General features: G+C 43.5%; 12 protein-coding genes and 1 tRNA gene. 11 read left to right on the plus strand and 2 right to left on the minus strand.

Going from position 1 to position 15,220, the window contains the following annotated elements; translation table 11 throughout:
- Positions 1 to 47 precede the first annotated feature (47 nt).
- The 8 genes from NFS18_RS15935 to NFS18_RS15965 all read left to right on the plus strand — a co-directional run bounded on the left by NFS18_RS15935 (position 48) and on the right by NFS18_RS15965 (position 10,675).
- Positions 48 to 2,651: a family 78 glycoside hydrolase catalytic domain gene (locus NFS18_RS15935; protein WP_251392105.1), complete on the plus strand. Its 2,604-nt coding sequence runs from the start codon at positions 48 to 50 to the stop codon at positions 2,649 to 2,651.
- A complete protein-coding gene (locus tag NFS18_RS15940) occupies positions 2,648 to 4,132 on the plus strand; it encodes an MFS transporter (protein WP_251392107.1) in 1,485 nt (494 codons plus the stop codon). The genes NFS18_RS15935 and NFS18_RS15940 overlap by 4 nt, the downstream gene beginning before the upstream one ends.
- Before the next feature lie 62 nt (positions 4,133 to 4,194).
- The gene (locus tag NFS18_RS15945) at positions 4,195 to 7,296 is read left to right on the plus strand and encodes a beta-glucosidase (protein WP_251392109.1); all 3,102 of its coding nucleotides are present in this window, start codon (positions 4,195 to 4,197) and stop codon (positions 7,294 to 7,296) included.
- 2 nt (positions 7,297 to 7,298) lie between these two features.
- On the plus strand, positions 7,299 to 7,736 hold the full coding sequence (locus tag NFS18_RS15950) for a hypothetical protein (protein WP_251392111.1): 438 nt from the start codon (positions 7,299 to 7,301) through the stop codon (positions 7,734 to 7,736).
- A 268-nt stretch (positions 7,737 to 8,004) separates the two neighbouring features.
- Entirely contained in the window at positions 8,005 to 8,487 is a 483-nt protein-coding gene (locus NFS18_RS15955; protein WP_331477727.1) for a LytR/AlgR family response regulator transcription factor, read from the plus strand.
- A gap of 15 nt (positions 8,488 to 8,502) precedes the next feature.
- Positions 8,503 to 8,715 (plus strand): LytTR family DNA-binding domain-containing protein, encoded by a 213-nt coding sequence (locus tag NFS18_RS19590; RefSeq protein WP_331477728.1) that lies wholly within the window; start codon positions 8,503 to 8,505, stop codon positions 8,713 to 8,715.
- Positions 8,716 to 10,044, plus strand: a complete 1,329-nt coding sequence (locus NFS18_RS15960; protein WP_251392113.1) for a sensor histidine kinase — start codon at positions 8,716 to 8,718, stop codon at positions 10,042 to 10,044.
- Positions 10,045 to 10,084: 40 nt separating this feature from the next.
- On the plus strand, positions 10,085 to 10,675 hold the full coding sequence (locus NFS18_RS15965; protein ID WP_251392115.1) for a Maf family protein: 591 nt from the start codon (positions 10,085 to 10,087) through the stop codon (positions 10,673 to 10,675).
- A 38-nt stretch (positions 10,676 to 10,713) separates the two neighbouring features.
- On the opposite strand, the gene NFS18_RS15970 is transcribed toward NFS18_RS15965, so the two are convergent.
- Positions 10,714 to 11,277, minus strand: coding sequence for a M48 family metallopeptidase (locus tag NFS18_RS15970; RefSeq protein WP_251392117.1), 564 nt, complete (start codon positions 11,275 to 11,277; stop codon positions 10,714 to 10,716).
- Between the two features lie 178 nt (positions 11,278 to 11,455).
- Between NFS18_RS15970 and NFS18_RS15975 the strand changes: the two genes are divergently transcribed.
- From NFS18_RS15975 to NFS18_RS15985, 3 genes are all read left to right on the plus strand, one after another.
- A complete protein-coding gene (locus NFS18_RS15975; protein ID WP_251392118.1) occupies positions 11,456 to 12,433 on the plus strand; it encodes a DUF4397 domain-containing protein in 978 nt (325 codons plus the stop codon).
- Positions 12,434 to 12,612: 179 nt separating this feature from the next.
- Positions 12,613 to 14,067 carry a sodium:solute symporter family protein gene (locus tag NFS18_RS15980; protein WP_251392120.1) on the plus strand — a complete coding sequence of 485 codons (1,455 nt, stop codon included), beginning with the start codon at positions 12,613 to 12,615 and terminating at the stop codon, positions 14,065 to 14,067.
- 306 nt (positions 14,068 to 14,373) lie between these two features.
- A tRNA-Cys gene (locus NFS18_RS15985) sits at positions 14,374 to 14,445 on the plus strand.
- Positions 14,446 to 14,664: 219 nt separating this feature from the next.
- On the opposite strand, the gene NFS18_RS15990 is transcribed toward NFS18_RS15985, so the two are convergent.
- On the minus strand, positions 14,665 to 14,928 hold the full coding sequence (locus NFS18_RS15990; protein ID WP_251392122.1) for a site-specific integrase: 264 nt from the start codon (positions 14,926 to 14,928) through the stop codon (positions 14,665 to 14,667).
- Positions 14,929 to 15,220 lie beyond the last annotated feature (292 nt).

Here is a 15,220-nt window from a genome sequence, read left to right on the forward strand (position 1 = left end):
TAAGATGCTAACATAAGACCAACGAGAGAAAAGAGGAGGAAAGAAATATGCTGGAAATCAGCAAGCTGACGGTAGAACATTTGACGGAGGGGTGTGTGACCGACAGAGAACAGCCGAGGGTATCTTTCCGTATTAACAGTAACAGACAGAATGTATCATTAAAACGTGCCAGAATTCAGATTGGGGACTGGTCAACAGAGACAGACCAACAGGTGCTTGTACCTTATAATGGGCAGAAGCTGATTCCCTTTACGAGATATCAGGTTCATGTACAGGCAGTGGATGATGCGGGAGAAACTGCAGAGGCATCGGCAGAATTTGAGACAGGTCGAATGAAAACACCTTGGCAGGCACAGTGGATCAGTGATTCGGCTTACGAATTTACAGAAAAAAAAATATCTCCGATACCAATATTGTTCCGCCGCAAAATTGCCTTGAAAGGAAATGTAGTATCGGCAAAGATCTATGCGACGGCTCTTGGAATCTATGAATTGGATATAGACGGCAGAAAAGTCGGCGACAGATATTTTGCGCCGGGCTTTACCTCTTATAAACATGAAATGCAGTATCAGGTGTATGATGTTTCCAATCTTCTGACAGGCAGTGAAGCAGTGCTTAGCGCTGTAGTTGCAGGAGGATGGGCAGTAGGTTCCTTTGTGTTTACGAGGGGGAATCGTTTTGATGGAGACCGGCAGGCACTGCTGATGGAAATTCGTATTGTCTACGCAGATGGCTCTGAAGAAATTATCGGAACTGACGGGGAATGGGAAGTGACAGAAGAAGGTCCGTACCGTATGGCGGATTTCTATGACGGAGAAACATTTGACGCGACTATAGACATGGAGCAGATTCAATGGAGGCATGCCGCGGCAGAGCAGCTGAGATTTGTCCCAAATCTGATCGCAGATTACGGCGCTCCTGTAAAGGCACATGAGGAAATGAGGCCGTTGGGCTGCAGCCGGCTGGATGATGGTACACTGGTCTATGACTTCGGACAGAATTTTGCAGGTGTTATTAAGTTAAAGATTCGGGGAAAAAAAGGACAGACGGTTACTGTACGGCATGCGGAAATTCTGAATCAGGACGGCAGCCTTAATATTACATTTTTAAGGTCTGCAAAAGCAACAGCTACTTACATTTGCCGGGATGGCGAACAGGAGTACAGCCCGAAGCTGACATATATGGGATTCCGTTATGCAGGTATCAAAGGAATTGAGGAAAAAGAAATTGAAGTCTCGGCGCTTGCCCTATACTCGGATGTACAGCAGATTGGAGAATTTAATTGTTCGGACGGGCTTTTGAATCGTCTGCAAAAGAACATAGAGTGGAGCAGCAAGTCTAATTTCGTAGATATTCCGACAGACTGTCCCCAGCGTGATGAACGTATGGGGTGGACGGGAGATATCGCCGTGTTTGCGCCGACAGCAAACTTTAACTTTGATATCAGCAGATTTATAGAGAAATGGCTGTTGGACGTGAAGGAAGAACAGCTGCCAGGCGGTGGGATTCCTAATACAGTTCCCGCCCAAGGGTATGGATTCCCGGCAACGATGCCGGCCATGGCGATTGACTGGTGGGGAGATGCCTGTGTACTTGTCCCGTGGGAACAATATATTACAAGAGGAGATACACAGATATTAAAAGAAATGTATCCGACTATGAAGAGATATGTCAGGGCATGCCGTTTCTGGGCAGGATTTGGAGTTGGAAAACACAGATATATCTGGCATACGCCGTCAGTACTTCACTTTGGTGACTGGGTAGCGCCGGATGTTCCGAAAATGTCCCAATGGCAGGGTCGGAGTAAATGGACTGCGACAGCCAGTCTGCATAATACAAGCAGAATTACAGGGCTTGTGGCAGAGATATTGGGAGAAGAAAAGGATGCACAATATTTTAAAAATCTTGCAGAGAAGACAGCGGATGCATATATTTCTGTCTTTACGGATGGAAATGGCAGGCTGAAGCGAGAGTTTCAGACAGGATATGTACTTCCGCTTCAGTTTCAGATGTTTTCCGGAGAAACACGGAAAAAGGCAGCTGCCAATCTGGTAAAGCTTCTGGAGAAATCGGATTACTGTATAGGTACAGGATTTCCAGGAACCCCATACATTCTTTTTGCACTTGCGGATAATGGAGAGGCGAAAGCGGCATTTAAAATGTTGATGAATACAAAATGTCCGTCATGGCTGTATGAAGTAAAATCTGGAGCAACAACGATCTGGGAACGTTGGGCTGGATTGGATGAAAATGGTGAATGTCCGATTGGCAATGACGGTACTGATATGATGATTTCCTATAATCATTATGCATCTGGTGCAGTAGGAGCGTTTCTTTACCGGAGGATTGCGGGAATTGAAGCAATTGAACCAGGGTACAAAAGGTTTCAGATAAGACCTTTTGCAGGCGGAGGATTAACGTGGGCAAAAGGAACTACGGATACACCTTATGGAAAGATTGTATCACAATGGCGGATAGAGAATGACAGATTTTATCTGGAAATTGAAATTCCCTGTTCTACTGTCTGCATGGTTAAACTGCCAGATGGAAGTCAGATGGAATATGGAAGTGGAAAATACAGTGTGAGCTGTCTGTATCCGAAAAGCGATTATTTAGATAAAGATGAAAAAGAAAGAGAGAAAAGGGAATGAATCAGAAAGCACAATCAAACTTTTGGAATACACCACTGACATCTTCGATGATCAAAGAAAAAGATGTACGAATGCCGGAGATGCTGTTGGGGTATTTTATCGGACCCGTTGGCGGTCTCCTCTCATCAGGGATTTTCACCAGTATTCTGAACACCTATTTTACGGATGTTTTAAAATTGAATTTGACGTTTTTAACCACATTACAGCTTGCTTCTACGATTTTGATCGTAATCGCAAATCTTGTAGTCGGGCAATTGATTGAGAGAACAAAGGTAATGGCGGGCAAGGCAAGACCATGGATTCTTTTATCAGCGCTGACTTTGTCAGCGGCATCGGTATTGATGTTTATTGTGCCTTTTGAAGGTACTCTGAAAATGGTGTGGATTGTAGTTGCTTACAACCTGTTTTATTCTGTTGCATACCCGATTTATAATACCGCTAATTCTACTCTGGTAGCTGTGTCTACGAGAAATTCCGACATGCGGGGAAAATTGGCATCATTTACAAATATCGCAGGACTGGCAGCGATGGGAGCGGGATCCATGGTGTTTCCGATACTGGTGTCATTTGCCTTAAAAGAAAATCAAGGGCTGTGGTTTATGGCGATGCTGGCGGTGGGAATCCTGACAGTGTTGACTGTATTTCTGCAGTACAAGTTCAGCAGAGAGCGTGTTACGGAAGAACTTCTGGAGAAAAAGGAAGATACAGATGGGGAACAGAGAACAAAAACCGTTTCCATGGGAACACAGTTCAAAGCAGTAGCATCAGAAAAATGGTGGTGGGTCGTGATGGTGTTCTACATGGTATTCCAGTTCTCAGGCGCCATTAAAAATGGTTCTATGTCTTATTTCTGCAAGTGGGTATTGGACAATTCGGCCCTGGGTGCAGATGCATGGGGAACCTACCAGTCCATACTGGCGGTCATGGGTGCTGTTCCCATGGCTGCAGCGATGGTCTTTGTCAATCCGTTATGTCAGAAATTCGGCAAACGTCTGACAGTCAGTGTATTTTTGATGCTTGGAGTTGCCGGAGGCGTGATCGCAGGCGTGGGCGGAAGTCATATTATCCCGGTAGCTGTCGGTGTTGCGTTGAAATGTCTGGGCTCTGCTCCGGCATGCTATATGATTCTTGCGATGCTGGCAGATGTAATAGATCACATCGAATGGAAAACCGGACTGCGGACAGATGGACTGACCATGTCGATTTACAGCTCTCTTATGGTGGCTGCATCCCCAATTATGAATGCAGTATTTTCTGCGGTTCTGAATGTGTCGGGGTATGATCAGCAGCTGATCGTGGGAGATAACGTGCAGAGTGCATTGGCGAGAATGGGGATTTCCATCAGTTATATCTGGATTGAAACAGCAGCTTATGCTGTTTGCGCAGTCCTGCTGTATTTATTCTTCCATGTAGAGGATAATCTGAAGGAAGAGCAGAAGGAAATTGAAAGCAGAACCCGTGCGGCAGACGTGGGGAAATAAATGAGGAATCTTTCAGCTGGAAAGGCTGGGGAAATAGATGAAACAATCTAAAGGAGGTCACTATGAAAGAGAAGAAAACAAAGCGCCGTGTATGGCGGGGCGCAGCTACAACGGGAACATCACTGTTGGCGCTGACGATGTCAGCATCAATGATCATTGACACATTCCGTACTGACATTGACAAATTTCTTGGCACACAGAGTACAAAAATGATTACAGAGAATCAGACAGAAGATGACTATACATATAAGTCTGATTATGGCAGCACAACAGAACTTCTGGATGCAATTGAAGATCTCGGAGAACGCATGAATGAAGAAGGAACCGTACTTCTGAAGAATAGCAATCATGCGCTGCCGCTTTCTGAGGATGAGACACAGAAAGTTACCTTTTTGGGATTCTCCAGTTATTATCCGGTACAGGGCGGTGATTTTGGAAGTTCACTTGCAGAGAACAGAGGTACAGACGCAGATACGGTAGATATGGTACAGGCATTTGAGGCGAAGGGGTATACTTTGAATCCAACCGTTATGGACATGTATCAAAATATGAAAGAAGAATTTAAGTCTGAAGCAGTTCTTCCGTGGGGGGTAACAACATATTACCGCGCCACAGCACCATCTATTGACGGAACATTTACAAGCTTAGAGCCAACACAGGCAGCACTGGATGCAGCAGAGCCAACCTGGAAAGACAGCATGAATGATTATAACATATTGATTGTGACTATTGCGCGTGCAGCGGGAGAAAATGCAAATTATACACCGGGTGAAGCGGGCGTGAACCCGGAACAGCATTTGAATCAGGCGGATCCGCTTGGATTGTCAGATACAGAGCGCGCAACAATTGAGGCAGCTGTACAGGCAAAGGAAAAGAATGGCGGTAAAGTTATTGTCTTATTGAATAATGCAAGTGCAATGGAGATTGATGAGATTAAGCATAATACAGGCGTGGATGCTCTTTTAGAAATCGGACTTCCGGGAGGATATGGATTCTATGGAGTTGCAGATGTATTAAGCGGAGAAGCAAATCCATCGGGACATCTCTCAGATACTTATGCCGTTGATAATTCTGCTTCTCCGGCAGCCCAGAACTATGGGAATTATGCATGGGTAAATGCAGATCCAGCGTATTCAATCAACTCAGAGATTGTAGAAGCTGAAAGTATTTATACAGGTTATAAATATTATGAGACACGCTATGCGGATACCGTACTTGGTCAGGGGAATGCAGCCGATGATGCAGGAAGTTCTGCCGGCGGAGCGTGGAGGTACGATAATGAAGTGTCTTATCCGTTTGGATTTGGATTGTCTTATACAACATTTGATCAGAGACTGGACAGTCTGAAGGTTGATCTTGAGGAAAAAACTGTAACGGCAGAAGTGACAGTGACTAATACAGGTGATGTGGCAGGCAAGGACGTTGTACAGCTATATACATCTGTACCATATACAGATTATGACAGAGAGCATTTAGTAGAGAAATCAGCGGTTCAGCTGCTTGCTTATGAGAAGACAGAAGAGCTTGCGCCGGGAGAGTCTGTAACTGTAACGGTTACAGCAGATGCCCAGGACATGGCGAGCTGGGACAGTACGGCAGCTAATGAAGCAGATACCAAGGGTAATTATATTTTAGACGCAGGTGAATATTATTTTACAGTTGGAAACGGTTCCCACGAGGCAGTTAATAACGTTTTGGCAGCGCAGGGCTGCAGCGAGGCAGATGGAATGACAGAGGCAGGGGATAAATCCAATGTAAAGACATGGAATCTTGCAAAAATGGATACCACAACATTTGCACACACAAAGAATGGAACGGCAGTAGAGAACCAGTTACAGGATATGGATTTAAATGAGCATATACCGGGGACGGTAACTTACCTGACAAGAAATGACTGGAGCGGAACTTTCCCGGTGACGTATAAGGAGTTGACTGCGACGGATGAGATGCTTGCAGAGATGCAGAATGATACTTATGAAATCAAAGAGCAGGGAGACAGTGAAGCGGTAACTTTTGGCGCTGATAACGGATTGGTATTGGCAGATTTGAAAGGTACGGTGGATATTGAAGATGAAAAATGGGCAGAATTGATGGATCAGATTACTTTGGAAGAATGTATGATCCGTACTGGATTTGGCGGAACAAGTACAAAGCCGATCGAATCAATTTCCTCACCGGAAGCAGTACAGAATGATGGACCAAATGGAATTAACTCCTATACACTGGGACAGTATGCAAATAAGGATACAAGTTCGGCGGATCCGTATGTGACAGATGCAAACGACAAAAACTTAAATTACAAATTTGGAACGATGTGTAACGAAACTGTAATTGCACAGACATTCAGTAAGGAACTGGCAGCAGAATTCGGAAATGTGGTTGGAAATTATTCTATTTGGTCTAATCTTCCAATCTTCTGGGGAGCAGGAACGAACCTCCACCGTACACCGTACAATGCACGTAACCACGAGTACTATTCAGAAGATGCGGTTCTGACAGCTTATCAGGCAGCAAGTTACATTGCGGCAGGAAAAGAATATGGAGTACTGATCGCGCCGAAGCATTTTGCGTTTAATGATACAGAGATTAACCGTTCCGGTATCGCAACATTTATGACGGAGCAGAAAGCCCGTGAAAATGAACTTCGGGGAACTCAGGCGGCTGTAGAGGATGCGGAGACTCTCGCAATGATGACAACATTTAACAGAATAGGATGTACAGCAGGAAATGCGCATTACGGACTGCTTATGAATATCCTGCGCGGTGAATGGGGATTCAAGGGACTGATGAGTGAAGATTTTATCCAGGATGCAAACTATTCCGTACTAAAAGAAGCGGTTCACTGCGGAGTAACAATGACATGTAACACAGGCGACAGCACGATGGAGGCGGTCAGCACAAAATGGGATTACTGGACAACAGAAAATGTAAGCAAGGATGCAGAATTGATGAAGGATTTGAAAAATGTCATGACATGGCAGAATTATGCACTTGCAAATTCCAACGCAATGGACGGGCTGAATCAAACCTCACATATCGAAGACGTGAGAACATGGTATGATAATGCATTGACAGGGACAGCAGCAGCGTTTTCGGTACTTACTCTGGCAGCGTTGGCAATGTACTTTAAAGGCATGAAGAAAAATAAACAGGGAGGTATGTGATAATGGGTTTTATCAAAAAACAGTCGGCAGGTTTTTACTTTATGGTACTTACGGTGATTGCGGCGCTTGCTGGAATGGTATTTTATATGATTAACTGTAATACGGATTATTTTCGTAATTTAGGAATGAATACCATTATTATTGTTTTACTTACTGCAGCTATTGTCCTAGAAATTGTATATATCGTTGGGTACACTAAAATGGGAGTAAATCCCGTGATGGATATGATACCACTTGTAAACGGAGTGCTTTTAATGGTGGCATTTGCATTGTTTGCCAGCGCCCGTGTGAATAGTGTTGCAACAATTTTATCATTTGAAAGAAATGCGCAGACAATGGCGGATCTTTCCAGTGCGATTGTAGGGATGGTTTGTTGTCTTACAGCAGTTATTTTGAATATTGCAGGTTCTTTCTTTAAAGTAGTAAAGGACGAAGAGTAAAAGATTTTTTATAAAAAGACAGGCGGTCTATCCCGGCAGCGGCCGGGAAGTCCGCCGTAACTATCCAGCCTTTCGGCTTTATAGTCACTCAAAACAGTCCAGCGGACTGTTTTATCGCATGCTTGGCAACTGAATCCGACCTATTTTAAATTCACCTACAGTGAAAGGGCGGATTCTTTTTTTATCTGAACTTTTACAGTACGCGGATAATGCTTGACAACCGATAATTTTTTTCCTAAGCTAATATTAAGAAAAGGCGGAGAATGCTATGTTACATATTGCAATCGTAGAAGATGACAAAACTTATGCTGCACAATTGAAAGAATATCTTGTCAGGTATGAAAGTGAGACAGGACATAAGGTGACTGTTACAGTGTTTCAGGACGGAGAGGATATTGTGACAGATTATTCTGCGGAGTTTGATATCATTCTTATGGATGTGGAAATGACGTTTATGGACGGCATGAAGGCAGCGGAGAAGATCAGAGAAATGGATACGGAGGTTGTGATTATTTTTATTACAAATATGCCGCAGTATGCTATTCAAGGGTATAAGGTGGATGCGCTGGATTATGTACTTAAGCCGATTTCATATTTTGCATTTTCACAAAGGATTGACCGCGCGCTGACAAGGGTAAAGAGAAAAGCGAAGAAATATATTACAGTTCATCAGAAGGGTGGAAGAAGGAAACTGGATGAATCAAAAATCTGCTATGTGGAAGTACAGGATCATTTCCTGATCTACCATTAGACAGATGGAGAAGTGATGGTGAAGGGAGCAATGAAAGAGGCGGAGGATAAGCTGGATACGAACATCTTTTTTAGATGTAACCGCTGCTATCTTGTTAATCTGGATTATGTAGAAGATTTCCATGGCAGCGACGTGACAATAGCAGGAGATGTAATTCAGGTGAGCCGTTCCAGAAAAAAGGCATTTTTGGACGCCCTGAATAATTATATGAATGAGGCGGGCAGATAGATGAGAGGCTTGGAATTGATAAATACACCTGGATACTACTACTCCACTGCGTATTTTCTGGCGGCGCTGATTGTGATTGCCACGAACCGAAAACGGAGTGACAGAGGAAGCCGGACTGGTATTCATGTTGTTTCTTTTGCGGCAATTGTTGGATTTATGGCACTGACGGATGGTGTGAGGCAGGCATGGTTTCTGCTCTGTATGGCGGTTTCGGTTTCTTTGATTTTGTTTTATATCTATGTGTGCTGTGATTTTAAATTGACGGAAGCCGGCTATTATTGTGCAAGAGCATTTATTATGGGAGAGTTCGCGGCATCATTGTGCTGGCAGATTTATTTTTATCAGGTGAAGATATCTCCGAAGGCTGTAGATACAACGATGGGAAGATGTATTCAGTTGGGAATTGTCTATCTGCTCATTTTTTGGGCTATCTATTGGCTGGAGCGTTATTTTCAGAAGGATGTGGAGAATGTTAATGTCAACCGGAGAGAGTTGATTACTGTTATTATTATGAGTGCGGCAGTGTTTACTGTAAGTAATCTGAGCTATCTGAACCAAAATGTTTTGTTTAGCAGCAGGTTTGCCGGAGAAATGTTTACCATCCGGACTCTTGTAGATTTGAGCGGTATGGCGATGCTATATGCCTATCATATTCAGGTGAGAGAATTACAGATGAAATTTGAGGTGGATACACTACAGAATATTTTGGAGATGCAATACAAGAACTATCAGCTCTCTCAAGAAAGCATTGATATTGTGAATCAGAAGTATCATGATCTGAAGCACCAGATTGCATTGCTCAAAGCAGAAGCAAACAGTGAAAAGTCTGCCAGATATCTGGAACAGATGGAACAGGAAATCAAATCTTATGAGGCGCAGAATAAGACAGGCAACAAAGTATTGGATGCGGTGCTTACAAGCAAGAGCCTGTATTGTCAGAATAAGGGAATCGGATTAACCTATGTGGCTGACGGAACACTGTTGAATTTTATTGCAGAGATGGATATCAGTGCTCTTTTTGGGAATGTATTGGACAATGCGATTGAGAGCGTGGAAAAGTTGGAAAAGCCAGAAAAGAGGCTGATACATTTGTATGTGGTACAGCAGAAAAATTTTCTGCGTATCAAGGTGGAGAATTACTGTGAAGAAGAGATTACTTTCAAAAATGGTTTGCCGCAGACTACAAAAGAGGATAAACGCTTTCATGGTTTTGGCATGAAGAGTATTCAAAGCACAGTTCGGAAATACGGTGGTTCTGTGACTGCGGGGATACAGGATAATTGGTTTGAACTGAGGATTTTAATTCCTCTGAAAAGAAGTGGTAAGTGAAGATATAAGGAAGTACCGAATACATATGGAGGAGAACAACATGAAAAAACGGATTATCTTAAGCTCTGCGTCACCAAGGCGGCGGGAGCTGTTGTCGCAGATCGGCGTGGAGTTTGAAGTGCTTGTAAGTGACGGCGAAGAGAACTACACAAGTACAGACCCGGCAGAGATTGTAAAAGAACTGGCGCTTGCCAAGGCGGAAAATGTTGCGGCAGTGGTGGAAAGTATAGAAAATACTCTGCTGATCGGGGCGGATACTATTGTAGTGTTAGACGGTGAAATTCTTGGAAAACCGAAAAACGAAGAGGATGCTTTTCGGATGTTAAAACATTTACAGGGAAGGAATCATCAGGTTTATACGGGTACTGCGCTTTTGGCACATGATGAAAAAGGTGAGAAAACAGTCATCAGTCATGCGGAACAGACAGAGGTGTTTGTCCATGCTATGGAGGATGCGGAAATCCGCCGTTATATCGCAACCGGGGAGCCAATGGATAAGGCGGGAGGTTACGGGATTCAAGGAGGATTCGCAGCATATATAGACCGTATTGAGGGAAATTATTATAATGTGGTAGGACTTCCGGTGGCTTATCTGTATCAGCAGTTAAAGATGCTGGGGAGTATCGGATAATTATCGGATAATATCTAATCAAGAAAACGGACAGGAGCTCAATTCCAGAGTTTCTGTCCGTTTTCACGAAGCCACTTTTGCTGCTTTTTATAATCCGGCATGATTTCACCGACGATTTTATAAAATGCCGGAGAATGGTTCATTTCTCTACGGTGTGCCAGTTCATGGATGACGATGTAGTTTAATACTTCTTCTGGTGCGAAAATCAACCGCCAGTTGAAGTTGAGATTGCCGTCAATTGAGCAGCTTCCCCAGCGGGTTTTCTGTTCCCGGATAGTGATACGTCCATAGGTAACGCTCATAATCTGTGCATAGTAAGCAGTTTTTTTTGTGAAAATATCCCTCGCAATTTCCCGGTAATGGTTTCGTTCTTGTTCGGAAAGCTGAGCCCGATCCCGGAAATAGCCGTTTTCTGCATCTGCTTTTTTCTTCTGTAAATGTTTCAGTACCCACCCCTCTTTTTCTGTAAGGAAACGCTCAATGACAGAGTTGGGGATCCGCTTCGGGGCACGTACACGAACTTTGCCATCGGCGGTGATTTGAATGGCAAGGGTTTTGCGGGAGCTGTATATGATTTCATAAGGAAATGGATGTGCGGGCATGTTACACCTCGATTCTTGCAAGTGTTATTGTGAAGCTGTTTTATAGTATGTTGTTTTTTCAGTGTAACAGGCAGAACAAGAAAGCGCAAGTGAGTTTTCTGCACCTCTGATTTTTTTCAGCATATAATGCAGTATCGCAGCGAAAAGCAAAATGAGATGCAGAAGGGAGCATATGTATATGTCTGATAAAATCCGAACGGATAGTCGAATTAACAACCATGTACTTAGAGCAAATCAGGAGGAGGGACTTCCAGAATCCCCGGATACGCCGATTTTTGGACCGCCGCCGGCAGTGGGTGAGGGAGAAAACCGTCCGGCAGAACCGACAACCCCAAATCTTCCAACGCCATCGGTTCCGTCCCATCCGAATCGCCCGTCGACCCGTCCGGAGCCGATAATTCCGCCAGCAGGCACGAACCGTCCAAATGGGAGCAGACCGCCGCAGACCGGCGGCACATGGCCGAATTTTCCGGGAATCCCGGGGGGAGGGCAAATACCGCCGATTACTGTAATTCCTATCCCGATTGTTCCCGGCGGAGGTCAGGGAAACCGCGTAGGATATTGTACGATCCGTTTTTTGAATGCCGCAGTTGGTTTTGATACAGTCAATGTATCTGTTGGAAACAGACCATTGGCACATAATCTCGGGTATGGAGAAGTATCGTCATATTTTATTGAGGCGGCTGGATTTAAAAATATCCGTGTGACAGAAGGAACTGCCGGAAGAGCTCTGATTACGCAGGAGCGGTTCCTGTTTCAGGAGGGGGATGTGTACACCATTGCACTGGTAAATAATATGGAAGGTATTTCAATGGTGCTGATATCTGATAGTCCGTGTCAGAATCAGATGCAGAATTTCGCCTGTGTGCGTGCAGCTAATCTTTCCTATAACGCTCCGGCGGTGGATGTGGTAAATAAAACGGAGAGAGTTGTGTTTGATGATCTGAGATTCAAGAGTGTTGCCGCTTATAAGCAGGTGATGCAGGGGGAGCAGACCTTTTTCGTTACTGAGACAATGAACGGCGTAGATGTATTTGACATGACAGAGTGGATAGAACCGGGAAGAATGTATACCTTATATGTGATTGGAGATGCATATGTATTCCCGGGGCTGACAGGAATTTTTACAGAAGATTATTCACTGTTGCTTGAATAAAAATTTGCATACATTGATTGCACAGGCTATCGTAACAGTTTAATCTTTTAACTGTTCTGTTACAAATTTTCTGACAATTTTGCTGATATGGCTTGTTTACTTTTTATAAATATTTTATAATGAATGTACTATTATTGCAGAAGGTGCAAAATATAATACTTTTTGAGGAGGAAGTGACTATGCAGTCAAACATTATTGTAACAAGTGTAGTTGTTGTGTATCTGCTTATCATGTTGTTGATTGGCTATCTGTCATCAAAGCGTATTGAATCTAATACTGACTTTGTCGTAGCAGGAAGACGACTTGGACCAATTTTGATGGCAGGAACGCTGGCGGCAACAGAGATTGGCGGAGGAAGTTCACTCGGAGTTGTTCAGCAGGGAATGGAGAGTCATGGATTAAGTGCGGCATGGTATATTATTACAATGGGATTTGCCTTTGTAATACTGACATTTTTAGCACCTAAGTTCCGGGCGGCTATGGTAAAGACCGTTCCAGAATATTTTCGCAGAAGATATGGAAAATCTTCTGGTGTGATTACCGCATTGATCATGTTTGTTCCGTTGATCGGTCTGACGGCGGGGCAATTTATTGCATCTTCAGTAATCCTGTCGACTATGCTGAATCTGGATTATAAAGCTGCGGTACTGATTGTTGGAATTGTGGTTACGATTTATGCGATCATGGGAGGTCTGTGGAGTGTAACATTGACTGATTTCATTCAGGTATTCTTAATTGTTGCAGGGATGATCATTGCAGTGCCTTTCGGGGCGAATATGGCAGGCGGCTGGGACGCAGTTGTTGCAAATGTACCGCCGGAGACATTTGATATTTTTAAAGGTTATAGTGTGATGGATGTAATCAGCCTGACCGTGATGTATGTAGCGACATTTACTGTGGGGCAGGAAGCTGTATCGAGATACTATGCGGCAAGAGACGGCAAAGCAGCAAAACAGGGTTCAGTGCTGGCGGCAATCGTAAATTTTATTTATGCGTTTGTTCCGACTATTATGGGAATCATCGTACTGGCACTGATTAATATGGGCCGTTTCAATGCAGCAGATTTTGCAGACGTAGGTGCGAGATATGCACTTCCAGTACTTGCAATGGAAGCGATGCCTGCTCTGATCTGCGGACTTTTGTTTGCAGGAATTGTTTCTGCAACAATGTCGAGTGCAGACTCTGACCTTTTGGGCGCGGGTTCTATCTTTGCAAACGATATTTATAAGATTCTGATTAAGCCGAGGGCTACAGATAAGGAAGTCATGATTGTAACAAGAGTGACCATGGCACTGGTTGGCGTAGCTGCGACGTTGATTGCACTGTTCAATACATCTAGCATCCTGACCATTCTGATGTTTGCATTCACTTTACGTGCGGCAGGTTCTTTCTTCCCATATGTATTAGGACATTACTGGAAAGGAGCATCTACTGCGGGAACAATTGCGTCTCTGATTGCAGGAACAATTGTAGTTGTATATATGGAAAATATTTCCGGAGGAGATTTGTTTGGTCTGCACTTTAGCCAGCCTATCGTTCCGGGGCTGATTGCAGGATTGATCGCATTTTTGATCTTTTCAGTGGCAATACCGCCGAAGAACCGTACAACAGAGCTTGCGGAGGAAGATGCATAAATGTACCAGCTCCTGTTTTTTAGAATGAGAAATCCACGGTAAAGTTATTGACGTTTTAGATGTGATTTGGTATAATCTAACTGTTGTCGGAATAGAATAGTTCAGACAGCAGTTAGATTAAATCGTCTGGTAAGCTTGTAAGAGCCTCGCTAACGGCGACGATATGCATCGCACGTAAACGTCTGAAATACAGACGTCAAGTGCTCATAGCTTCATCGTCTGGTAAGCTCGTAAGAGCCTCGCTAACGGCGACGATATGCATCGCACGTAGACGTCTAAAATACAGACGTCAAGTGCTCATAGCTAGGCGCAGTAGCCAAGTGGTAAGGCAAAGGTCTGCAACACCTTCACTCACCGGTTCAAATCCGGTCTGCGCCTCTCAAGAAGCCTGGAAATTCAACATTTCTTGGGCTTTTTTATTTTTATGATAATAAAAAAATAATAAGGTGGACGAAATTATTTTCATCTCTCCAGCACAAACTGCAGACCTGGTACCATCTTATGATCCCAGTGTTAAAAAGTATTTTATAAAACCGCTAGAAACCGCATAAAATCGGCTTAAATCGCTTCATAAGGTGGACGATAAGGTGGACGGATTTATGCAATCGCATCTACAAGCTCGATTTTCTTTTCGCTGTCAGTATGGAAGTAAGTTGCTAAGATTACTTCATAGCTGTCTCCTAACAATTCTGCAGCATCTTTCAATTCACCCATATTTTTTGTCTGGCGCACTATCTTTGTTGCAAATGTGTGACGCAGAGCATGTAAAGAGTAAACAGGTATTTCAGCCCTTTTACAAATTTTTATAAGCGTATTGCGGATATTTTGAATTGTTGGACATATATTATTCTGCGTTGACATTATTAAGTCCTCGTTAATCTGGCATGGATTGCGTGGTTGACGTGAAAATTCGGAAAAACGTGTCAACCACGCAGAAAAATAGCATTATATAATAGCATATTCCATTATAAAAAAATGTAATAAAAGGGATTCGTTTACAACACACTTACAACAAATCATACTTTTATCTTTTCAATCTCAAGCCGGAGATGTTCAAGGTCACGGTGTCCGTATATTGAATTTGTCACGTCATTGAATTTGTGGCCAAGCATACGCTTCCGGTCATTTTCTTTTACTTCAAATTCTTCACACA

Origin of the sequence: Mediterraneibacter agrestimuris, from assembly GCF_943193195.1 — a bacterium.
Lineage (GTDB): Bacteria > Bacillota > Clostridia > Lachnospirales > Lachnospiraceae > Schaedlerella > Schaedlerella agrestimuris.